Origin of the sequence: Bordetella genomosp. 8, from assembly GCF_002119685.1 — a bacterium.
Lineage (GTDB): Bacteria > Pseudomonadota > Gammaproteobacteria > Burkholderiales > Burkholderiaceae_B > Bordetella_C.
Genome location: NZ_CP021108.1, coordinates 2,577,576 through 2,598,565 on the forward strand (window position 1 = coordinate 2,577,576; position 20,990 = coordinate 2,598,565).

Consider the following 20,990-nt stretch of genomic DNA (forward strand, 5'->3'; position numbering starts at 1 on the left):
CAGCCCGCGCCCCGGCCTGCCGGGGCGCGCGGCTTACACCCGCTTCAGCCAGGCGCCCGGCCAGTGCGTGATGTTCTGGTCGAGCGCGCTTTCGTTGAACGGCCAGGAAGGCGTGGCCACCTTGAATTCCGGATGTTTCTTCGCGAAGTCGCGCGCGGCGTCCGTCGGATTGTCCGTGGTCCAGGTGGCCGTGCCGCGCGGTACGTCCGCCAGGTCGTACATGATGCCGTCCGTCGCCACGATGTACGACCCTGGCGTGACCAGTCCGGAGTACAGCTCCAGTTCCTGCAGCACGTGGTCGTAGGTGTGGTTGGAATCCAGGATGACCAGCACCTTTTCGCCGGGCTTCACCAGCGATTCGACGTGGCGCACGGTTTCCGGCGCGGTCGAGCTGCCTTCCACTAGGGTGATGTACGGCATCAGGGGATGCGCCTCGATGGCCGCGCGGTTGTGCGGGCGGATCTCGATATCGATCCCGACGATGCGGCCGCGTCCCATCGCCTTGCACAGGGATGCGTAGAAAACCAGCGAACCGCCGTGGGCCACGCCGGTCTCGATGATCACGTCCGGCTGCAGTTGGGTGATGACTTCCTGCATCCGCACCATGTCTTCCGGCAGCTGGATCACGGGACGACCCATCCAGCTGAAGGTGTAGTGGTATTTCTGGTCCCAGCCCACCCGGACCCATTGGCGCGAGATGGCTTCGAAGGCTTCCTTCGAATACAGGTCCAGGGAGCGCGTTTCCTTGCCCTCGGTGAGGGTCAGCAGCTTCGCATCGGTATCTATCAGCAGCTTCATTGTTTGCTCCAGTCCGCGAGATCCATCCGGATATTCTGTTCCGCGAGGATTTTCAGATTTTCACTTCTGTAGTTGGGGTTCATGAGGACGGCCATTTCCACGCCTCGCCGCGCGGCCTGCGCGGGGCTGACGATAGGATGGCCGGTGCCGGGTACGAAGCGACCCTGCTTGTTGGGGTTGAGGTCGATGACGCAATCGATGCGCGTGCCGTCCGGGTCCAGCAGATTGGCCAGCGTCACGCCTTTGGCACCGGCGCCCCAGACGGCGATCTTCTTGCGGCCGCAGGCATCGTCCAGCTGCGCCTTCAAATGCCCGATGAGCCGCGCTTCGGCGTCGGCGTACGCCTGGGTCAGCGCGACCAGTTCCGCGGCATCGGCCGGCGGAACCGCTCCGGTGGCCGGTTCCGTCGGCGTGGCTTCGACCCACAGGTATTGTTCGCCGAAGATGTAATGCACGTCCTCGACGCGGAAGCCGGTGCGCTGGAATGCGGCGCGGATGGACGTCGCGGAGAACAGCGAGCAATGTTCGTAGAAGAAGTCCCAGATCACCTGCCCGCGCAGTATCCATTCGACGGCGGGGGTTTCGAAGAACACGCGCGCATTGCGTGCCTGGGACAAGGCGGCCCTGACCGAATGCAGCAAATCCAGCGGCGTCTGTATATGCTCGATCACGTGGCGGCAGATGACGACATCGGCGGGTACGGCCGCGCAGGAGGCGTCGTAGTACGACTTGCGGAACGACAACCGGCCGTCCAGCTCCGTTTCCGGGCCGATATAGCTCGGATCGAACCCTATGCCGCGGTTGCCGGCGCCGGCGTCGCCGACCAGCTTGCGCAGGAATTCGCCCTTGCCGCAGCCGACTTCGACGATCGTGCAGTCGCGCACCTGCCTGTCGCGCACCAGCATCCCGGCCAGGCCATCCAGATACGCGTCGAAATGCGCGGAATGCGATTGCGCATTGTCATAGCTCTGTCCATACGACAGCCTGGCGGGGTCGAAACTGCGATTGAAGACGAATCCGCAGGAAGGGCAGGCGGCCATGTCCAGGCGGCCCCGCGCGATGCGACGCGCTTCCTCGGCGGTCTCGTAGACCAGATGCTGGTGGCACGGCACGTCCGGACGGCTGACGAAAGGCGGGGAAGCCGGCGTGCCGCAGAGCGGGCAGGTCGCTATATGCATTCGAGTGTTCTCTTCAGGCCTTCCCGCAGCGCGAGCGCCTGCCGCCAACCCAGGCTGGCAAGCCGTTCATTTCGGCCGATGAGGCTTGCGGGGCCCCTGGCGCCGCCGGGAGTCAGGTTGAGTACGGGGTCGGGGCTGGCGCCCAGCACCTCGGCGATGTCGCGGACGATGGTCTCTATCGCCGTGGCCCGGCCCGAGCACAGGTTGTAGCAGCCATGTGCCCGCTCGCCGAGCAGCGCGTGAAACGCCGAGGCGACGTCCGACACGTGCATGAAGTCTCGTTGGGCGCCATGGTGCACGCCGAAGGGCGCGACGTGGCCACGCAGCGCATCGGCCAGCGCGGGTACCAGGCGGCGACGGCCTTCACCCTGCCCGTACAGCAGGAAGATCCGGCCCCATGCCCAAGCGACGCCATGCGATACGCAGATGTCCCTCACCCGCCGCTGGGTATCCCGCTTGGCCTTGCCGTAGGGCGTGGACGGCTCGACGGGCGTGTTTTCCTCATCGCAGGGCGTGTCGTCGTGGCGGTACTCGTAGCAGGTGCCGGCGGCGACGACCCGCGTGCCGCCGCCGCGGCAGAACGCTTCGACGAGTTGCGCGGTGGCATCGCCCCACGCTTCATTGAGCGGCGAATCCCAGAATTTGCCATGCTCCACGTACCAGGCCAGATGCAGCAGGTGCGTGGCGCGCGCGGCGTCGACGATGCGGGCGTGATCGCTCGCGTCCAGCAGGTCGGCTTCGATGAAACGGATGTTGCCCGCGCCATCGGGCCGGCGCCGTCCGAGCGCGACGACCTCGATCCCGCGCGCGACCAGGAGGTCGAGCACGTGGCGGCCGATGAAGCCGCTGGCGCCGGTCAGCAGCACTTTCATCCGGCGTTCTTCACGGGGATGTCGTATCCCATGAAGGCCTCGCCCAGGAAGGCGCGTTCCGCGTCCTTGGGCGACATGTTCCGCACGGGCAGGGGCCATGAAATGCCCACGCGCGGGTCCAGCGGGTGCAGGCCGGCCTCGGCGCCAGGCGCATAGGCGCGCGTATTGCAGTAGACCAGTTCGGTGTCGGGCGCGAGCGCCTGGAAGCCATGGGCAAAGCCTTCCGGCACCAGCAGCGCGACGCCGTTCGTCGCCGACAACTTCTCGGCATGCCATTGCAGGAAGGTCGGCGAGCCCTTGCGCATGTCCACCGCGACGTCCCACAGTTCCCCACGCAGGCACATCACCAGTTTCATCTCGGCATGGGGCGCAAGTTGCATGTGCATGCCGCGCACGGTGCCGGGATGGATGGTCAGGCTGTGGTTGACGTGCGCGATGGGGCCGTCCCACCCTGCTTCCCGCAGGGTATCGGCGCAGAACAGCCGCTCGAAGTAACCGCGATCGTCGGCGTGCGCGCCGCGATGGACGGTATGGACGCCGGGCAGTGCGCACGGCCTGATTTCGAGATTGCTCATGACATACGCTCGAACAGATCGATGTGGGCGTGACAGAGCGCGCGCGCGTCGCCGCCCTGTTTCACTTGGCGATACCATTCCATGGTCAGTCGTACGGCCTCGGCGGCGGACCAGTGAGGCGCGATGCCCAGGATGTGCCGCGCCTTGGCGGTTTCCAGCGCGAGATGGTGGGTTTCGTGCGGACCGTCGGCGTCGGCCTGGCCGAATTCGACGGCGCCCTCGCCGTAGACCTCGCGCGCCAGGTCGACGATCTCCCGCACGCACAGCACGTCGTGCGCGGCGGGGCCGATGTTGTAGGCATCCGCCAGGGCCGGCTCGTGCCACAGCCTTTCAGCGAGGCAGAGATAGGCGTTCAGCGGCTCCAGCACATGCTGCCATGGGCGTACCGCCGCCGGGTTGCGGACCTGCAGCGTGCGGCCGGCCTGCCAGGCGCCGACGGCGTCGGGAATCAGCCTGTCCTGCGACCAGTCGCCGCCGCCGATCACGTTGCCGGCTCGGACGCTCGCCAGCGGAACGCCGGCCGAGCGCAGGAATGCGTCCCGATAGCTCGCGATGACGATCTCGGCGGCCGCCTTGCTGGCGCTGTAGGGATCATGGCCGCCCAGCGTATCGGTCTCGCGGTACGGAAAGAAGGTGCGCTGGTCCCGATACACCTTGTCGGTGGTCACGGCGACGATGGCGCGCACCGATCCCGCGCGGCGGGCCGCCTCCAGTACGTGGACGGTGCCCATCACGTTCGAGCCGAAGGTGAACACAGGGTCGCCGTAGCTGGCCCTGACCAGCGGCTGAGCGGCCAGGTGCAGCACCACTTCCGGCTCAAAGGCGCCGATGAAGCGGTCCAGCGCCGCCATGTCGCGGACGTCGCACAGGTGGCTACGGAGTCCTTCCGATACCCGGGCCAGTTCGAACAGGTTCGGAGTCGTGGCCGGCGGCAGCGAAATCCCGCTCACCGTCGCGCCCAGGCGTTGCAGCCATATCGCCAGCCAGGCGCCCTTGAAACCGGTGTGGCCGGTCAATAGCACCCGGCGACCGCGCCAGAACGCGGGCGAGGGAATCGGTGTCACCATAGTTTCCACGGCGCCTGGTTGCGCGCCCACAGATCCTCGAGCAGGTTTTTCTCGCGCAAGGTGTCCATGGGTTGCCAGAACCCGTGGTGCTCGTAGGCCATCAAATCGCCCTGCCTGGCCAGTTGTTCGAGGGGCTTCAGTTCCCAGGGACTGTCGTCGTCGTCGATCAGGGAGATGGTCTTCGGCGACAGGACGAAAAAGCCGCCATTGATCAGGCCGCCGTCGCCAGGCGGCTTTTCCTGGAAGCCCGTAACCTGCGCATTGTCCAGCATCAGCGCGCCGTAACGGCCGGGCGGCCGTACCGCCGTGACGGTGGCGGCGCGGCCATGTTCGCGGTGGAACCGGATCAACGATGAAATATCGACGTCGGCCACGCCGTCGCCGTAGGTGAAGCAGAAGGCTTCTTCGTCCTTGACGTACTGGGCAACCCGCTTCAGGCGGCCACCCGTCATCGTGTTTTCGCCGGTATCCACCAGGGTGACGCGCCAGGGTTCTGCCTTGCGCTCGTGGACGACCATCTCGTTCTTCGCCATATCCAGCGTAATGTCGGACATGTGCAGGAAGTAGTTGGCGAAGTACTCCTTGATCATGTAGCCCTTGTAGCCGCAGCAGATCACGAAGTCGTTCACGCCGTGGGCGGAATAGATCTTCATGATGTGCCACAGGATCGGACGGCCGCCGATTTCTATCATGGGCTTGGGCCGCAGATGGGTCTCTTCCGATATCCGCGTCCCGAGGCCGCCGGCCAGGATAACCGCTTTCATGATGGCTAGTTCCCGAAACGCGCTTTCAGAATCCGCAGGATCTCTTTCCGCAGCTTGTCGAACTCGGCCGCCGGCAAGGCCGGCTGCGCCAGCTTGGTGAAATCCTTCAGGTAGTAGTCGTAGAAGTCCGCACGGGGCAGGGCCTGCTTCTGGCCCGTCATGCGCTGTTCAGTGCTGGTGTCACGCTGGCCGAAGTAGCGGCGGTAGTACGTGGCATCGTCGACGTACTGGAGCTTGCCGGTCCACAGCAGGCGGCTGATCAGGACGTGGTCCCAGGAAATGGTGCCCGTGATCTCGAAGCCATCCAGGGCGGCGCGGCGGAAGACCGAATGTAGGATGGTGCAGTTGGCGACCTTGGCAACCGAGTTCATGTAGCGCACGACCGGCGATTCGTCGGAGAAGTCATACACCGCCGCCGGCACCGGGCCGGTACGGCCGTCCATGACCGAATGCGGCATGCCGCAGGCCATCGCCGTGCCGGGCGCGGCCGCGATCGCATTCAAGGTTTTCCGGAGGTAGCCATCCGACAGATAGTCATGGCCGCCCAGCCACATGAAGTATTCCGAGCTGCTCTGCTCGAACAGGAACTTCCAGTTCTTCAGGGCGCCGATGTTTTCCGGCTGGCGTACCAGCTCGAAGCGCTCGTCGCCGGCGGTCAGGTCGCGCAGAATTTCCGCCGATCTGTCGGAAGAGGCATTGTCCGAGACCAGGAAGCTGACCGAGTCGACATCCTGCTTCTTCAGGGAAAGAATGGTCTGTTCGAGGTACTTGTCCTCGTTGTAGACCGGGATGCCCAGGCAAAGCCGGTGCGTCACGTCCTTGCCTGTCAGCACGGCCGGAGCGGCGATGGCGTCGGTCGCCGTCTCGGCATGGGCTGGTGCCTCGGCTGGCGCGGCCACGGGCTTGGCTGGCGCCTTGGGCAACTGGGTGGCCAGGTAACTGGCGGCAGCCTCCGCGCTGGTGGCCTGCAGCACGCGATGGGCCAGGTCCGGCGATCGATACGCCGTGTGCAGGATGAAGGCAAGCTTGGCCCGCTGGTTGTCATCCAGCGTCTTGATGCGCTGGTCGTCCGGCACGAAGATGGCATCGCCGCTCAGCAACTGCGAATGGACATTGGCATGTTGCTGGCGCAGCACGGGATCGGAAAACAGGCTGGCCGCGCGGTGATTGTCCAGCCGCAGCAGGCGGAAGCCATGCTTGGCGACCAGTTTGCCTATCGTGCCCAGGTCCGTCTGCTTCTTGAAGACGTCCACGAACATCACGCGGACATGGACGATGAGCAGGTTGGCCAGCAGATCTTCCGCGCCCTGCAGGATCTTCTTGTTGTCGTGGGTATCGTTCAGGACCAGCCAGTCCAGGGTTTCCAGGCCGTCGATGCGATCGAGCCGGACGGTGCCGATGGGCAGCTTGGCCAGCACGCTGGCGGGCTGTTGCATGAAGGGCTGCTGCTTGCTGGCGGGCAGGGGTTCGAGCGTCCCGCTCAGTTCCGAATTCAGGCAGGTGTACAGGACGCCAGGCTCGCCATCTCCCAGGGCGATATGGCCCTGGTGGTGATGCAGGACCTTCTCGTACTTCATGCGCGCCACGTCCTGGATCCGGCTGGCCGGATCCAGCACCACGATGGACAGGGCCTTGGTGCGGTTCGGGATCTGGAAAATCGGCGTGTTGAAGAGCGTCCCGCCATGGTCCACGGCGACGACCTTGCCCTTGATGCCGAACTGGAAGGATTCGCTTTTCTCGGGCGCCGGGGGCAGGGCGTCGACATCGGGCCGCACCACCTGCATGGGCGCATCCTCGTCCTCGAACCACGGATTGCCTTCGGCGGTGAAGGCGACCGCGCCGGGCGCCTTGCCGGCGCAATAGCGTTGCCAGATGGCGCGGAAAGCCGTCGCCAGATGGCCGGCGAAGCGCGGCGCGTTGCAGACCGGCGATTCCAGCAGGATCTGCCGGAGATGGCGGCGGATGGTCGCGAGGCTGTCCAGGTCGCTGACCAGACCGACGCAGCGGGCGCGGTACTCGTCCCAGTCCTTGACCACCAGTTCGGGCATGTTCACGTTGGCCAGGTGGGTGGCGGAGTGTCGTCCCGCGAAAGTCGGGCCGGGCAGCGTCACCACCGGTACGCCCATCAGCAGCGCTTCGCAGGTGGTCAGGCCGCCTGAGTACGGCCAGGGATCGAGCGCGACGTCGACGTCGTTGTAGCACTCGAACAGCTGGTAATGCGGGGACTGGCCTTCCATGCGTAGGCGGTCGGCCTCGATGCCGTGGCCGGCCATGAAGTCCTGGATGCGCTTGCGCATGGATTCCGTGCCGTAGCCCGCCCCCTTCAGGAACAGGTGCGACCCGGGCACCGCCTGCATGAGCTCGGCCCATCGCGTCAGCAGGACGTCGTTGATCTTGGTCGGGTTGTTGAAGCAGCCGAACGTCACATAGCCGTGCTTGCTCGCCGGGAGCGGGCCCACTTCCGGCAGCCGTGGCGGCGGCACGTAGCAGATATAGTCGTCCGGCATGCGGATCAGCTTTTCCGTATACATGTGATCGCTGCCGGGGGGCGATTCGACGCTATCGGTGATCAGATAGTCGATCGTCTCCAGCCCCGTCGTATTGATCAGGCCGCCCACCCACTTGACCAGGATGGGCGCCGGCTCCAGCGTCATGGTGCGCATGTGGGTGCCGGCGTTGTAGCCCGCCAGGTCGATCAGGATGTCGATCGCGTCTTCGCGGAAGATCTCGGCCAGGGCATCGTCGCCGACCTGCATGATGGGCGTCCACTTGGCCGCGACGGCTTGCAGCCGCTTGGTGATGTGGTCGACCGTAGAGGTGGTCGTATAGAGATAGAGCTCGATGCCGTGCTGGCTGAGTTGCTCGAGCGCGGTGGTGGTCATCGCCCCCACCGGGTGCTGGCGGAAGCCGTCCGAAAACATGCCGATCCGCAGCTTGCGGCTCGGGGACCGGTCGGCCGGGACCGGCCGCTTGACGTCCTTGTTGGGCGGGTAGTAGGCCGCCCATTGCTTGCACGCCTCAAGGATCTCTTCCGCCGTTTTCTCCGGCATGTAGTGCAGCAGCGTCAGCCAGTTGGAGAACGCCGACGCATTGTGTTTCGGCGATAGCTTGATCGCTTCGCGATAGGTCTCTTCCGACTCGTTAAGCAGCCCCAGGTCGCGCTTGGTGCTGGCCAGGTTCGTCATGTGCGAATACCGGGCCTGCGGATCGCGCCTGATCAGCTCTTCCTGCAGGGCGATGGCTTCCTCGAAGCGGAAGGTGCCGACCAGCAACTGCGCCTTGGTCCAGATGGCCGCCAGCGAGTTCGGGTTCAGCTCCAGCGAGCGGTTGATGTGCTTCAAGCCCTCGTGGCTGTTGTTCATGCGCCAGAACACGTCGGCCAGCCCGTGGTGGGCGCCGGCCAGCTTGTCATCCAGCGAGATGGCGTGTTCGAAATGCTTGCGCGCGACGGGGTCGTTGCTGCATTGCGTTTCCACCTGGGCCAGCAGTACCCAGCCGTGGGGGTCTTCCGGGGCCAGTTCGACGACCTTTTCGGCCGCGTGGCGAGCGCCTTCCAGTTCCTTGGCCTTGGACAGCATGGTGCCCAGCGCCAGCCAGGCCTTCACGTCGTCGGGCGACTTTTTCGTCAGGGCGCGGAGCTGGTCGACGGTCAGCGGAACCTGTACGACGGGAGCAGCGCCGGGGCCGGATCGGCGAGCGGGCGGAGAAGGGCGGTGCGATTTTGCCATGGCGGGACGCGATGCGGGTGGGTACAGAAAGTGACGAATGCCAGTCTAAATGCAGGCCAGCGGGCCAAATTCGATGGTCAGCGGCGAAAAATAGCGGCTTTTCCCCGGGCAGGCCGGGCATGAAAAAAAGACCCCGCGGCACGGGGCCGGGGGGTCTTTCGGTACTGCGGGTGCCTGACGGGCAGCGAGCCGCCCGTCGGCCTGCTGGCGATTAGCGCAGCAGGGACAGCACCGTCTGCGGCACTTGGTTGGCCTGCGCCAGCACCGAGGTGCCAGCTTGTTGCAGGATCTGCGCGCGGGTCATGTTGGACACTTCAGTCGCGTAGTCGGCATCTTCGATGCGCGAACGCGAGGCCGACAGGTTGTTCACCGTGTTGTTCAGGTTGGCAACCGTCGATTCGAAGCGGTTCTGCACGGCACCCAGGGCGCTACGCAGATCGTCCACTTGCGACAGGGCGGCGTCGATGGCGTCCAGCGGATCGACCACGGTGGCCGACTTGTCCAGCGTCAGCTTGCCGGTGGTGGTGCTGGTAGCTTCAACCTTGAAGTAGCTGACCGAGCCGTCCGTACCGGTGTGCTGGATGTACAGCGCGGCGGTGTTGGCGGCCGAGGCGCTGCCCGTGGCGTCAGGCGTGTAGCGGACCAGCTTGTTGGTGCCGCTGCTGAAGCCCAGTTGCGAGTTGACGTCGGAGTAGTCGACGCTGACCGCGAACGAGGTGCCGGTGTGCACGGTGGTCGTGCCGGTGTAGGTCGTGCCGCCGTTGGTGGTGATGCCCTGGGCGCTGACCGCGGCCGACGTGGAGACGATGGCGGAAGTCGCCGTCGTGACATCCAGGCTGACCTTGCCGGTGGTGCCGTTGAAGCTGGCGGCGTAGTACGTGCCGCCGACCTTGGCGTAGTAGTTCGTCGAGCCGGCCGTGGCTTGGTACAGCGTGGCGTTCGACAGGTCCAGGCTGGTCAGCTTGTACTCGCTCTGGTCCACCGCGTTCAAGTCCACCAGGCCGTCGGCGCTGTTGGAGTTGTACTGGGTGATCGTGGTCAGCGTGCTGTAGCTGGTGACCGCACCGATTTCGATCGTGTTGGACGTCGAGTTCCAGCTGGCCGAGAACGTCGTGCCGCCTTGCTGCACGTACAGGTTGCCGTCGCCGCCGACCTTGGCAGTGTAGGCAGCGGTGCTGCCGCCCGTGGCCGAGAAGCTGAACGACGTGTAGTTGAAGCTGTGGTGCGTACCGATGTTGGCGGTCGTGGTGCTGGCGTACGTGGTGCCCGACAGAGCGGCGCCGACGTCCGTGAAGTTCGAGGCGCCGTCGCTGTTCTTCGAGGTCATCTGGTGACCCATGTTCAGCTTGTTCAGGCCCAGCGTCGTCGCATTGATCTGGTGCAGATCGATGTTGATGGTTTCGCTGTCGTTGGCGCCGACCTGGATGCTCAGGCTTTGGTCGCTGGCCAGGACCTTGACGCCGTTGAATTGCGTCTGGTTGGCAACGCGGGTGATTTCATCCAGGCGCTGGGTGATTTCAGCCTGGATCGAGTCCAGGTCGCTGCCGCTGTTCGTGCCGTTGGCGGCTTGAACCGACAGTTCACGGATGCGCTGCAGGTTGTTGTTGATTTCGTTCAGGGCGCCTTCGGTCGTTTGCGCGATCGAGATGCCGTCGTTGGCGTTGCGAGCAGCCTGGGTCAGGCCGTTCACGTTGGCCGTGAAGCGGTTGGCAATGGCTTGGCCGGCGGCGTCGTCCTTGGCGCTGTTGATGCGCAGGCCCGAGGACAGGCGTTCGATGGCCGAACCGAGGTCCGACTGGGACTTGTTCAGGTTGTTTTGCGCAACCAGCGACAAGTAATTGGTGTTGATAACTGCAGCCATGAATAGCTCCCAAGAGAGAAAGGCATCTTCAAACCGGGCAGCCAGGCCGCCCTGCGGGCACGGAATCGTCCACCGGAGGTGATGGCCGCATGCCGCGCCGCTGACTGGGTAACGGCAAGGCTCCGTAAACCTTTAGGGGGATGGACAGCGAAAAATTTCGGAATGTGGCGGAGCGCCGGTTTTCGCCGGCCAGCGGGCCCGGCCAACGGGCCCCCCCGGGGCGGGGCGGTCGCTGGCGCCTGGGAAGGAGGCGGGGAGCCTAGGCCACGGAGGCGATGCGCACGTCTTCCGGCAACTGCTGCCAGGCGCCGTCCTTGAGCTTGGCGCGCAGGCGGCTCATGGCCTGGGAGCGCAGCTGGCAGACGCGGGCCTCGGTGACGCCCATGACGGCGCCGACTTCCTTCAGGTTCAGCCCCTGCTCGTAACAAAGGGACAGCAGGAGTTTTTCCCGGTCGGGAAGGGCGCCGATGGCTTCGGCCAGTGCCTGGCGGAAGTCCGCCGCCAGCAGGCTGTCCAGCGGATTGCCCGAGGGGCCGGAGTCCGCCGCGCCGGCCGCCCAGTCGGCGTCCCGGGCCTCGGCGCCGTTCTCGGAGCCGAAATCCTCGTAATGGACGATCTGGGCGCCCTGGGCGTCGTAGAGCAACTGATGGTATTCCGCCAACGGCAATTCCAGGTGGCTGGCGATTTCCGTCTCGTTGGGCGGGCGCATCAACTGTTGGGTCAGCTGGGCCACCGCCTGGTCGATGCGCTTGGCCTTGCTGCGCACGCTGCGCGGCAGCCAGTCCTGGTTGCGCAGTTCATCCAGCATGGCGCCGCGGATGCGGGCGGTCGCATAGGTTTCGAACTGCGCGTCGGCCACTTCCTGGTAGCGCCGGGCAGCATCCAGCAGGCCGATCATGCCAGCCTGGATCAGGTCGTCCAATTCCACGCTGGCGGGCAAGCGGGCCAGCAGTTGCAGGGCCAGCTTGCGCACCAAGGGCGCGTATTCAGCCAGGCGGTCTTCGGAAAGGGGCATTGCACTCGACTAAAAGGGTTGGCCCGCGGCGCCGCCATTTTGAATTGTTGCCTGTACGCGACATTGCTGCTCTGCCGTTTACCCGTACAAGGACGATGGCTCGCCCACGATTCACCCCTGCATTGTGCGTACTTCGCCTGGATTCATTGGCACAAAGACACAAGCTTTCTAATGCTTGTTTACGGAATTGACTTACACTTGCGAAAGTCTTTGTTGCTATATATGTCCCAGAAGTGCGATATTTCACCAAGCACAAAGAATTGTCATGTCTGTAATACAAAATGACATTGCACATGGTAAATTGTATGACTTGTGGGAACAAAAGAAATATTTAGAGATTTGTTGCACACACGAAGTAACCGGTCGGCAGGGGGCTGACCGGTCCCGGGACAGAACTGATTAGTGAACAAGGGATATCCATGAAACAGCCTGAGAACACTTTGCTCGCCGACATTCGCGAAGTGAACCTGTCCTACCTGCTCCTCGCCCAGCGCATGCTGCGTGATGACTATGCGGCATCCATGTTTCGCCTGGGCTTTAGCGAACAGGTGGCCGACATCCTGATGCGACTGTCGCCGGCCCAGCTGGTGAAGCTGGCAAGCTCCAGCTCGCTGCTCTGCCGTTTCCGCTTTGACGATTACAGCCTGCTGTCGGCGCTGACCCACGATGTGCTGGGCGGCGCGCTGCAACAGGCGCATGCCACCATTCTGCTTGCCAAACAGCCGGTCGAGCAACTGGCCTGATCTTTCCCGCACCCCCTCGAGATCATGGCTATCAAAAGCGTATCCCAAGAAGCCGACGAGATCCTCCTGGCCAGCGCCATGATCGGTCTCGGCGCCCGCCTCCAGGTCCTGGAGTCGGAAACCAGCCTGAGCCACGACAGGCTCGCTCGGCTGTACCGCGAAATCCGGGGCTGCTCGCCCCCAAAGGGCATGCTGCCGTTTTCGGTGGACTGGTTCATGACCTGGCTGCCGAACATCCATTCGTCGCTGTTCTACAACGTTTATAAGTTCCTGAACGAACACACGGGCAGCAAGGGCGTCCGGGCCATCATCGACGCCTACCGCCTGTACCTGGAGCATGCCGGCGTGGCCGATCCGGACCAGAGCGAGCCGGTGCTGAGCTTCACGCGGGCCTGGATGCTGGTGCGATTCTTCGACGGCAAGATGCTGCAGCTGTCGGAATGCCGCCAGTGCGGCGGCCATTTCATCGCGCACGCTCACGACCCGCGCTCCGATTTCGTTTGTGCGATCTGCCGGCCGCCTCCACGCGCGGGCAAGACCCGCGCCGCCGCCAAGGAGCGCGCGGGCCGGCGGACCGCCCCGGCCGCCGCCATCGGGGTGTGAAATCCTCCGGGCCGGCCATTGCCGGCCCGGTGTTTCATTGAGAGCCGCCGTGCTCAATAACCCCAAATGCCGCTGAAAATTCCCCGTAAACCACGCTTTCGCGGTGCCGCTCTCGGGGGATCATGGGCGCTTGGGTAATACGTCTACGCTTGGCAGGGGCCTGATGTGCTGATTGTTATTGGTTATCTCGTGGTGATCGCGTCCGTCGTCGGCAGCTTCGTTGCCTTGGGCGGCCATCTGGGCGCGCTGTACCAGCCCTTCGAATTCACCCTGATCGCCGGCGCGGCGGCGGGTGCGTTCCTGGCGGGCAACAGCCGCAAGTCGCTGAAGCTGATCAAGTCCGCGATCCCCAATGCCCTGCGCGGCGCGCGCTACAGCAAGGACGTGTACATGGAGCTGATGTCTCTGATGTACGTGATCCTGAACAAGGCCCGGCGCGAGGGCCTGATGGCCATCGAATCCCACATCGAGGATCCGGCGTCCAGCCCCATCTTCACCGAGTGCCCGCGGATCATGAAGGACGAAAAGCTGATGGAGTTCATCACGGACTACCTGCGCATCATGATCAGCGGCAACATGAGCTCCTTCGAAATCGAAACCCTGATGGACGAGGAAATCGAGACCTTCCGCCATGAGCGCCAGGTGCCCGTGCACGCGCTGCAGAACATGGCCGACGGCATGCCCGCCTTCGGCATCGTGGCCGCGGTGCTGGGCGTGATCAAGGCGCTGGCGGCCGTGGACCAGCCGCCGGCGGTGCTGGGCGACCTGATCTCCAAGGCCATGGTCGGTACTTTCCTGGGCATCCTGCTGGCCTATGGTTTTGTCGGGCCGCTGGCCTCGCGCGTCGACCGCCAGACCAGCGAAGCGGTCAAGATCCTGGAATGCATCAAGACCACGCTGCTGGCCAGCATGAACGGCTACCCGCCGCAGCTGGCGGTGGAATTCGGCCGCAAGGTGCTGTTCTCCGGCGTGCGACCGTCGTTCGCCGAGCTGGAAGAGCACGTGCGGCAAGCCAAGACGTCCACCTCCAAGGCTTGACGGAGACAGGTCCGCATGGCTCCGGTCAATAACCACCGCGTGGTGATACGCCGCAAGAAGGGCGCGCACGGCGGGCACCACGGCGGCAGCTGGAAGATCGCCTACGCCGATTTCATCACCGCGATGATGGCCTTCTTCCTGGTCATGTGGCTGATCAGCGTCGTGCCGCGCGAAGAACTTAAAGGAATTGCCGAGTACTTCCGCATGCCGCTGGCCGTGGCATTGACGGGTGGCCCCAATAACTCCGCCAATACCAGCGCCATCCCGGGCGGCGGCGCCGATCCGGTGCGCAGCGACGGCGACGTGCGTCGCGCCGACGGCAACCGGGTCGAGGCGCAGGTCAGGGGCGACGAGGCGCAGCGGCGCGACCAGCGCCGCCTGGAAGACCTGCAGAAGCGCCTGAACAACCTGATCGAAAGCAGCCCCGTGCTGAAGAATTTCCGCCCGCAGCTGCTGATCGACATGACCACCGAAGGCCTGCGCATCCAGATCATCGACAACAAGAACCGGCCGATGTTTGCCACCGGATCGGCGGAAGTGCAGCCCTATATGCGCGACATCCTGCGTGAATTGGGGCCGGTGCTGAACGAAATCCCCAACAAGATAAGCATATCCGGCCACACCGACGCCACCCAGTACGCCCGCGGCGAGCGCGCCTACAGCAACTGGGAGCTTTCCGCCGACCGCGCCAACGCGTCGCGCCAGGAATTGGTGGCCGGGGGCATGAACGAAACCAAGGTGGCCCGCGTCATGGGCCTGTCATCCAGCGTCAGCCTGGTTAAGGATGACCCTTATGCTGCCGTTAACAGACGTATCAGCCTGGTGGTGCTCAATCGGGCCACGCAGGAAAGGCTGGAGCGCGAGAACGCGGCGGCGGCGGATATTTCGGCAAGCGATGCGAAGCAGGCCGGTAGCAGCCTGACCCGTTCGCTGTCGAACGCGGCCAGCCAGGGCAGCGGTGTGGTGCAGGAAATTCCGGCCCCCCGTCCCGCACAATAGGAGCAGTTCGACCATGACGGCGACGATACTGGTCGCGGACGATTCCGCGACGATGCGCATGATAGTCCAGGCCACCCTCACGGGAGCCGGCTGGAAGGTGCTGGCCGCGGGGAATGGCAAGGATGCGCTGGCGCTGGCCCTGGAACAGGCCGAACCGGTGGACCTGGTGGTCAGCGACTGGAACATGCCGGTCATGGGCGGGCTGGACCTGATACGCGGCCTGCGCCAGATGGAGCGCTACGAAGACGTTCCCGTCCTGGTCCTGACGACCGAGGACGACGTGGAAAGCAAGACCGCCGCGCGCGACCTGGGCGTGTGCGGCTGGTTGCAGAAACCGGTGGATCCGGACTTGTTGGTAGAGATGGCGTCGGAGCTCGTGGGCGAGCCCGGCGAGCCCTCGCATTGAGAACAGAAGGGCGTCATGAGCGGTCTTGACCTGAGCCAGTTTTACGAGACGTTCTTCGATGAGGCGGACGAGCTGCTTGCGCAGATGGAGCAGTTGCTGCTCGAGCTGGACGCCGGCCAGCCGGACATCGAACAGCTGAACGCGATATTCCGGGCAGCGCATTCGATCAAGGGCGGCGCGGCCACCTTTGGCTGCTTTACGCAGCTAGCGGAAACCACCCATTTGCTGGAAAACCTGCTCGATGCCATCCGCCGCGGCGAAATGGCGTTGCGCACGGACATGATCGACATCTTTCTGGAAACCAAGGACGTGCTGAAAAGCCAATTGGACGCCTACCGCGCCTCCGAGGAGCCCGACGCCGCTGCGTACGAGCGCATCTGTGGCGTGCTGCGCCAGTTGGCGCTGGAACAGCAGGGCGGGCAAGCGGCCCCCGCCGCGCCGGCTGCCCCGGCGGTGGCTCCGTCCGTGCCCGCGCCGGCGCCTGCCGCAACGGCCCCGGCGGCTGCTTCGGCGCCCGCCCAGAGTCCCGCAGCCGCCGCGCCAGCCCCGGCCGGCGGCGCCGACCTGCCGTTGCGCGTGCGCATCAATCGCGTCTCGGCCAAGGATGCGCAGTCGCTGCTCGAGGAGATGAACAACCTGGGCCATGTGCTGGCCAGCGACCAGGCGGGCGGCGGCCTGACGGTGTGGCTGGAGAGCACCTGCTCCGCCGACGATATCGAAGCCGTCTGCTGCTTTATCGTCGATGCCGACCAGATCGCCATCGGCCGCGAGGCCGTGCCCGCCGCCGGCCAGGCGGTGGACGACTTCGCGCAGGCGGCCGCGGATTTCGCCGCCCAGGCCCAGGCCCAGAGCGCCCCTCCGGCGGCGCCCGCGCCCGTGGCCGCGGCGCCCATCGAGGCTCCGCCCGCGGCCCCGCCTGCCGCGAGCATGCCGGCCGCCGCCGCATCGGGGGCCGCCAAGCCCGCCGCGCCCGCCAGTGCCCAGCGCGCCGCCACCGGCGCTCCCGCCGCGGACAAGGAGTCGACCTCGATCCGCGTCGGCGTGGAAAAGGTCGACCAGATCATCAACCTGGTCGGCGAACTCGTGATCACGCAGGCCATGTTGGCGCAGACCGCGTCGACGCTGGATCCGGTGCTGCACGACCGCCTGCTCAACGGCATGGAGCAGCTGGAACGCAACGCCCGCGACCTGCAGGAAGCGGTGATGTCCATACGCATGATGCCGATGGACTATGTGTTCAGTCGCTTCCCGCGCCTGGTCCGCGACCTGGCCGGCAAGATGGGCAAGCAGATCGAGCTGCAGACCTTCGGCCGCGCGACGGAGCTGGACAAGAGCCTGATCGAACGCATCATCGATCCGCTTACCCACCTGGTGCGCAACAGCCTGGACCACGGTATCGAGACGCCCGAAAAGCGCGTCGCCGCGGGCAAGGAGCCGGTGGGGCAGCTGGTGCTGTCCGCGCAGCATAGCGGCGGCAACATCGTGATCGAGGTCAGCGACGACGGCGGCGGCTTGAATCGTGAACGCATCCTGAAGAAAGCCGTCCAGCAGGGTATCGCCGTCAGCGAGAACGCGACCGACGACGAGGTGTGGCAATTGATCTTCGCGCCGGGCTTTTCGACGGCGGAACAGATCACCGATATTTCGGGCCGGGGCGTCGGCATGGACGTCGTGCGCCGGAACATCCAGGACATGGGCGGCCACGTGCAGCTGTCGTCGGTACCGGGCAACGGCACCACCACCCGCATCGTGCTGCCGCTGACCCTGGCCATCCTGGATGGCATGTCGGTGCGCGTCGGCGCGGAAACCTTCATCCTGCCGCTGAATCACGTCACGGAATCGCTGCAGCCCACCAACGAGCAGATCTATTCGGTGGCCGGCAACGAGCGCGTGATGCACGTCCGCGGCGAATACCTGCCCCTGGTCGAAATGCATCGGGTGTTCTCGGTGGGCGGAGCGCAGGACGATCCCACGCAGGCCATCGCCGTCATCATGCAGGCCGAGGACCGTCGCTTCGCTCTGCTGGTCGATCACCTGGTCGGGCAGCATCAGGTCGTCGTGAAGAATCTGGAATCCAATTACCGCAAGGTGCCCGGCGTGTCGGCGGCCACCATCCTGGGCGATGGCAGCGTGGCGCTGATTATCGACGTGTTCGCCATGGCCAGGGCGAATCGCGAAAAGTGGACACCGGCCGAAGCGGTTATGAACTGAGGGAGTAAATACATGGCAGCCAAACCGCAATCGCAAGGCGCCCGTGTCGAAGACATGGGCCGCGAATTCCTGGTGTTTACGCTGGGTGAAGAGGAATACGGCATCGATATCCTGAAGGTGCAGGAAATCCGCGGCTATGACGCCGCCACGGTGACCCGCATCGCCAATGTGCCGTCCTTCATCAAGGGCGTGACGAACCTGCGCGGCATCATCGTGCCGATCGTCGACCTGCGCATCAAGTTCAACCTGGGCAAGGTCGAATACAACGAGCAGACCGTCGTCATCATCCTGAACCTGGATCGCCGCGTCGTCGGCATCGTGGTCGACGGCGTGTCGGACGTGCTGATGCTGGGCGCCAGCCAGGTGCGGCCGGCGCCGGAATTCGGCGCCACCCTGTCGACGGAATACCTGACCGGGCTGGGCACCGTGGACGAACGCATGCTGATCCTGGTCGATATCGAAAAGCTGATGACCAGCGACGAAATGGCGCTGGTGGAGAAAGCCGCCGTTTGAGCGGCACCACTTGCAGGGGCGGGGGCGGGGGCCAACCGGTTCGTTAGAGGGATGCAGATGCGCAAATTTTTTTCCAACATGACAATACGCGCGAGCCTGCTCTTGGTGTTGGTGTTCTTCTCGCTGATGCTGGTGCTGGGCGCGGCGCTGGGGGTGCTGTCGCTGAAGGTGGGCGACGCCACGATGCGCGACATGCGGCGCAACCAGGCCATCGGCATCGTCCTGGAAGAAATGGTGAGCGACTACAAGACCGCCATGGTCGGTCTGGGACGAGCCGCCACGCTGCACCTGAGCGACGTCATCAAGCAGATCGGCCAGCCCAACATCCCACAGCCGGGCTTGAGCGCTTCCGCCAAGCCCGCGCTGGACTTCGCCCGCATCTCCTATGACAAGGCCCAGGCGGACTTCAAGCGCTACCAGGCCTTGCCCAAGCCCCCTGGCCTGGAAAGCGAGTTCAAGGCGATCGACGACGCGTTCTCCGCCCTGATGGGCCAAGGCCTGAAGGCCATGTTCGACGATCTGGCCAAGGGCGACCTGCCGTCCTACCAGAACCACGCACAGATGGTCGCCGATGTCATGGAGGATCGCCTGAGCCTGGCGATCAGCCAATTCATGACTTGGCGCATGAGCACCAACGAGCAAGCGTTCGACGACGCCGAGCAGCGCTACAACTTCGTGCTGATCGCCGTCGCGGCCGGCGGGGTCGTCGCCCTGCTGCTGGTGCTGGCGACTTATATGTTCCTGCGCAAGCGCGTGGTCCAACCGCTGGCCGGCGCCGTGCAGCATTTCGACCGCATCGCCGCCGGCGACCTGACGCACGTGGTGACCGTCGACTCGAGCAATGAAATCGGCGCCCTGTACGGCGCGATGAAACGCATGCAGGAAAGCCTGACGCGGACGGTGTCGGCGGTGCGCCGTGGGGTGGACGAGATCAACGTAGGCTCGCGCGAGATATCGGCGGGCAACACCGACCTGTCCAGCCGCACCGAGCAGCAGGCGGCGTCGCTGGAAGAGACCGCGGCGTCGATGGAAGAGCTGGCCTCGACCGTCAAGCAGAATGCCGAGAATGCGCGCCAGGCCAACCAGCTGGCGGCCAGCGCGTCGGACGTCGCCGAGCGCGGCGGTTCGGCGGTGGCCGAGGTGGTGAACACGATGCAGGAGATCTCGGGCAGCTCGCGCAAGATTTCGGAAATCGTCAGCGTGATCGACGGCATTGCGTTCCAGACCAACATCCTGGCGCTGAACGCGGCGGTGGAAGCGGCGCGCGCGGGCGAGCAGGGCAAGGGCTTCGCGGTGGTGGCGGGCGAAGTGCGCTCGCTGGCCCAGCGCAGCGCGCAGGCGGCCAAGGAAATCAAGTCGCTGATCGAGGATTCGGTGACCAAGGTGGGCGCGGGTTCGCAGCAGGTGGAACGTGCCGGCGCGACCATGCAGGAGATCGTGGCCTCGGTGAAGCGGGTGACCGACATCATGGGCGAGATCTCGGCGGCGTCGGAAGAGCAATCCAGCGGCATCGACCAGGTCAATCGTGCGGTGTCGCAGATGGACGAAGTGACGCAGCAGAACGCGGCGCTGGTGGAAGAAGCGGCCGCCGCGGCGGGTTCGCTGCAGGAACAGGCCCAACGCCTGGCCGAAGCGGTGGCGGTGTTCAAGCTCAGCCAGGGCCAGGTGATCGACGTGCCGGCGCGCGCCATCGCGTCGCCGGCCGCGCCGCGGCTCGCGGCGGAACCGGCATAGGGCGCAGAGGACCACGTGGCGACAGCGACTGCAACAGCGGCATCCGGCCAGGTCGAGCGGCAATTCGAGTTCCGCGAGGCGGATTTTTCTCGCGTGCGCCGCATGATCCATGAGCGCGCCGGCATTTCGCTGGGGACGCACAAGCGCGAGATGGTATACAGCCGCCTGGCCCGGCGGCTGCGCAGCCTGGGCGGGGCGGATTTCGCCAGTTACCTGGATCGGCTGGAATCGTCGCCCGCCGATCCGGAGTGGGAAGAGTTCGTCAACGCGCTCACCACCAACCTGACCGCCTTCTTTCGCGAATCGCATCATTTCCCCATCCTGGCGAAGTTCGCGCAGGAGCGGCCGCAGCCCGTGTCGATCTGGTGCTGCGCGGCGTCCACCGGTGAAGAACCTTATTCCATCGCCATTACCCTGATGGAAGCGCTGGGCGCGCGAGCCTCGTCGGCCAGCGTGCTGGCGACCGACATCGACACGAACGTACTGCAACGCGCCCGTGGCGCCGTCTATCCCTTCGAGCGCGTGGCCAAGATTGAGGAAGCGCGTCTCAAGCGCTTCTTCCTGAAAGGCAAGGGGCCGGCCGCGGGGCAGGTGCGCGTGCGGCCGGAGGTGGCCGGCATGGTGCGTTTCGATACCCTGAACCTGCTGGCGCCGGACTGGCCCATCCAGGAAAAGTTCGATGCCATCTTTTGCCGCAACGTGATGATCTATTTCGACAAGCCGACGCAGGGGCGCATATTGGAGCGCTTCGCACCGCTGTTGAAGCCTGGCGGCCTGTTGTTCGCGGGCCATTCCGAAAACTTCAGTTATATCAGCCGGGATTTCCGCTTGCGCGGACAGACGGTATACGAATGCTTGGGCAGGCCGTAAAGGACTGCCCATCGG

The 20,990-nt window shown here is 64.9% G+C and carries 18 protein-coding genes; 9 read left to right on the forward strand and 9 right to left on the reverse strand.

What is annotated here, in order from left to right:
* Positions 1 to 33: 33 nt before the first annotated feature.
* From CAL12_RS11755 to CAL12_RS11795, 9 genes are all read right to left on the reverse strand, one after another.
* A complete protein-coding gene (locus tag CAL12_RS11755; RefSeq protein WP_086064601.1) occupies positions 34 to 798 on the reverse strand; it encodes a cephalosporin hydroxylase family protein in 765 nt (254 codons plus the stop codon).
* Complete coding sequence (locus tag CAL12_RS11760; protein WP_086064602.1) at positions 795 to 1,976, reverse strand: class I SAM-dependent methyltransferase; 1,182 nt, start codon at positions 1,974 to 1,976, stop codon at positions 795 to 797. The genes CAL12_RS11755 and CAL12_RS11760 overlap by 4 nt, the downstream gene beginning before the upstream one ends.
* Complete coding sequence (locus CAL12_RS11765) at positions 1,967 to 2,848, reverse strand: NAD-dependent epimerase/dehydratase family protein (RefSeq protein WP_086064603.1); 882 nt, start codon at positions 2,846 to 2,848, stop codon at positions 1,967 to 1,969. Before CAL12_RS11765 ends, CAL12_RS11760 begins: the two co-directional genes overlap by 10 nt.
* A complete protein-coding gene (locus tag CAL12_RS11770) occupies positions 2,845 to 3,423 on the reverse strand; it encodes a dTDP-4-dehydrorhamnose 3,5-epimerase family protein (RefSeq protein ID WP_086064604.1) in 579 nt (192 codons plus the stop codon). Before CAL12_RS11770 ends, CAL12_RS11765 begins: the two co-directional genes overlap by 4 nt.
* Positions 3,420 to 4,490: a CDP-glucose 4,6-dehydratase gene (gene rfbG, locus CAL12_RS11775; protein ID WP_086064605.1), complete on the reverse strand. Its 1,071-nt coding sequence runs from the start codon at positions 4,488 to 4,490 to the stop codon at positions 3,420 to 3,422. The genes CAL12_RS11770 and rfbG overlap by 4 nt, the downstream gene beginning before the upstream one ends.
* Positions 4,484 to 5,254, reverse strand: coding sequence for a glucose-1-phosphate cytidylyltransferase (gene rfbF / locus CAL12_RS11780; protein ID WP_086064606.1), 771 nt, complete (start codon positions 5,252 to 5,254; stop codon positions 4,484 to 4,486). Before rfbF ends, rfbG begins: the two co-directional genes overlap by 7 nt.
* A gap of 5 nt (positions 5,255 to 5,259) precedes the next feature.
* Positions 5,260 to 8,982: an O-linked N-acetylglucosamine transferase family protein gene (locus tag CAL12_RS11785; protein WP_086064607.1), complete on the reverse strand. Its 3,723-nt coding sequence runs from the start codon at positions 8,980 to 8,982 to the stop codon at positions 5,260 to 5,262.
* Positions 8,983 to 9,193: 211 nt separating this feature from the next.
* Positions 9,194 to 10,843, reverse strand: coding sequence for a flagellin N-terminal helical domain-containing protein (locus CAL12_RS11790; protein ID WP_086064608.1), 1,650 nt, complete (start codon positions 10,841 to 10,843; stop codon positions 9,194 to 9,196).
* A 259-nt stretch (positions 10,844 to 11,102) separates the two neighbouring features.
* Positions 11,103 to 11,858 carry an RNA polymerase sigma factor FliA gene (locus CAL12_RS11795; RefSeq protein WP_086064609.1) on the reverse strand — a complete coding sequence of 252 codons (756 nt, stop codon included), beginning with the start codon at positions 11,856 to 11,858 and terminating at the stop codon, positions 11,103 to 11,105.
* 419 nt (positions 11,859 to 12,277) lie between these two features.
* Here CAL12_RS11795 and flhD point away from each other — a divergent pair, with 419 nt between their 5' ends.
* The 9 genes from flhD (at position 12,278) to CAL12_RS11840 (ending at position 20,975) form a co-directional block, all read left to right on the forward strand.
* On the forward strand, positions 12,278 to 12,601 hold the full coding sequence (gene flhD, locus CAL12_RS11800; RefSeq protein ID WP_066348928.1) for a flagellar transcriptional regulator FlhD: 324 nt from the start codon (positions 12,278 to 12,280) through the stop codon (positions 12,599 to 12,601).
* Positions 12,602 to 12,625: 24 nt separating this feature from the next.
* Positions 12,626 to 13,204: a flagellar transcriptional regulator FlhC gene (flhC, locus tag CAL12_RS11805; RefSeq protein ID WP_086064610.1), complete on the forward strand. Its 579-nt coding sequence runs from the start codon at positions 12,626 to 12,628 to the stop codon at positions 13,202 to 13,204.
* Between the two features lie 165 nt (positions 13,205 to 13,369).
* Entirely contained in the window at positions 13,370 to 14,242 is an 873-nt protein-coding gene (gene motA / locus CAL12_RS11810; RefSeq protein ID WP_086064611.1) for a flagellar motor stator protein MotA, read from the forward strand.
* 15 nt (positions 14,243 to 14,257) lie between these two features.
* Complete coding sequence (gene motB / locus CAL12_RS11815; protein ID WP_086064612.1) at positions 14,258 to 15,241, forward strand: flagellar motor protein MotB; 984 nt, start codon at positions 14,258 to 14,260, stop codon at positions 15,239 to 15,241.
* A gap of 13 nt (positions 15,242 to 15,254) precedes the next feature.
* Positions 15,255 to 15,647 (forward strand): response regulator, encoded by a 393-nt coding sequence (locus tag CAL12_RS11820; protein ID WP_086064613.1) that lies wholly within the window; start codon positions 15,255 to 15,257, stop codon positions 15,645 to 15,647.
* A gap of 15 nt (positions 15,648 to 15,662) precedes the next feature.
* Positions 15,663 to 17,858, forward strand: a complete 2,196-nt coding sequence (gene cheA, locus CAL12_RS11825; protein ID WP_086064614.1) for a chemotaxis protein CheA — start codon at positions 15,663 to 15,665, stop codon at positions 17,856 to 17,858.
* Positions 17,859 to 17,870: 12 nt separating this feature from the next.
* Positions 17,871 to 18,371 (forward strand): chemotaxis protein CheW, encoded by a 501-nt coding sequence (cheW, locus tag CAL12_RS11830; RefSeq protein WP_086064615.1) that lies wholly within the window; start codon positions 17,871 to 17,873, stop codon positions 18,369 to 18,371.
* A gap of 57 nt (positions 18,372 to 18,428) precedes the next feature.
* Positions 18,429 to 20,105: a methyl-accepting chemotaxis protein gene (locus CAL12_RS11835; RefSeq protein ID WP_086067832.1), complete on the forward strand. Its 1,677-nt coding sequence runs from the start codon at positions 18,429 to 18,431 to the stop codon at positions 20,103 to 20,105.
* Positions 20,106 to 20,120: 15 nt separating this feature from the next.
* Positions 20,121 to 20,975 carry a CheR family methyltransferase gene (locus CAL12_RS11840; protein ID WP_086064616.1) on the forward strand — a complete coding sequence of 285 codons (855 nt, stop codon included), beginning with the start codon at positions 20,121 to 20,123 and terminating at the stop codon, positions 20,973 to 20,975.
* The last annotated feature ends 15 nt before the right edge of the window (positions 20,976 to 20,990 follow it).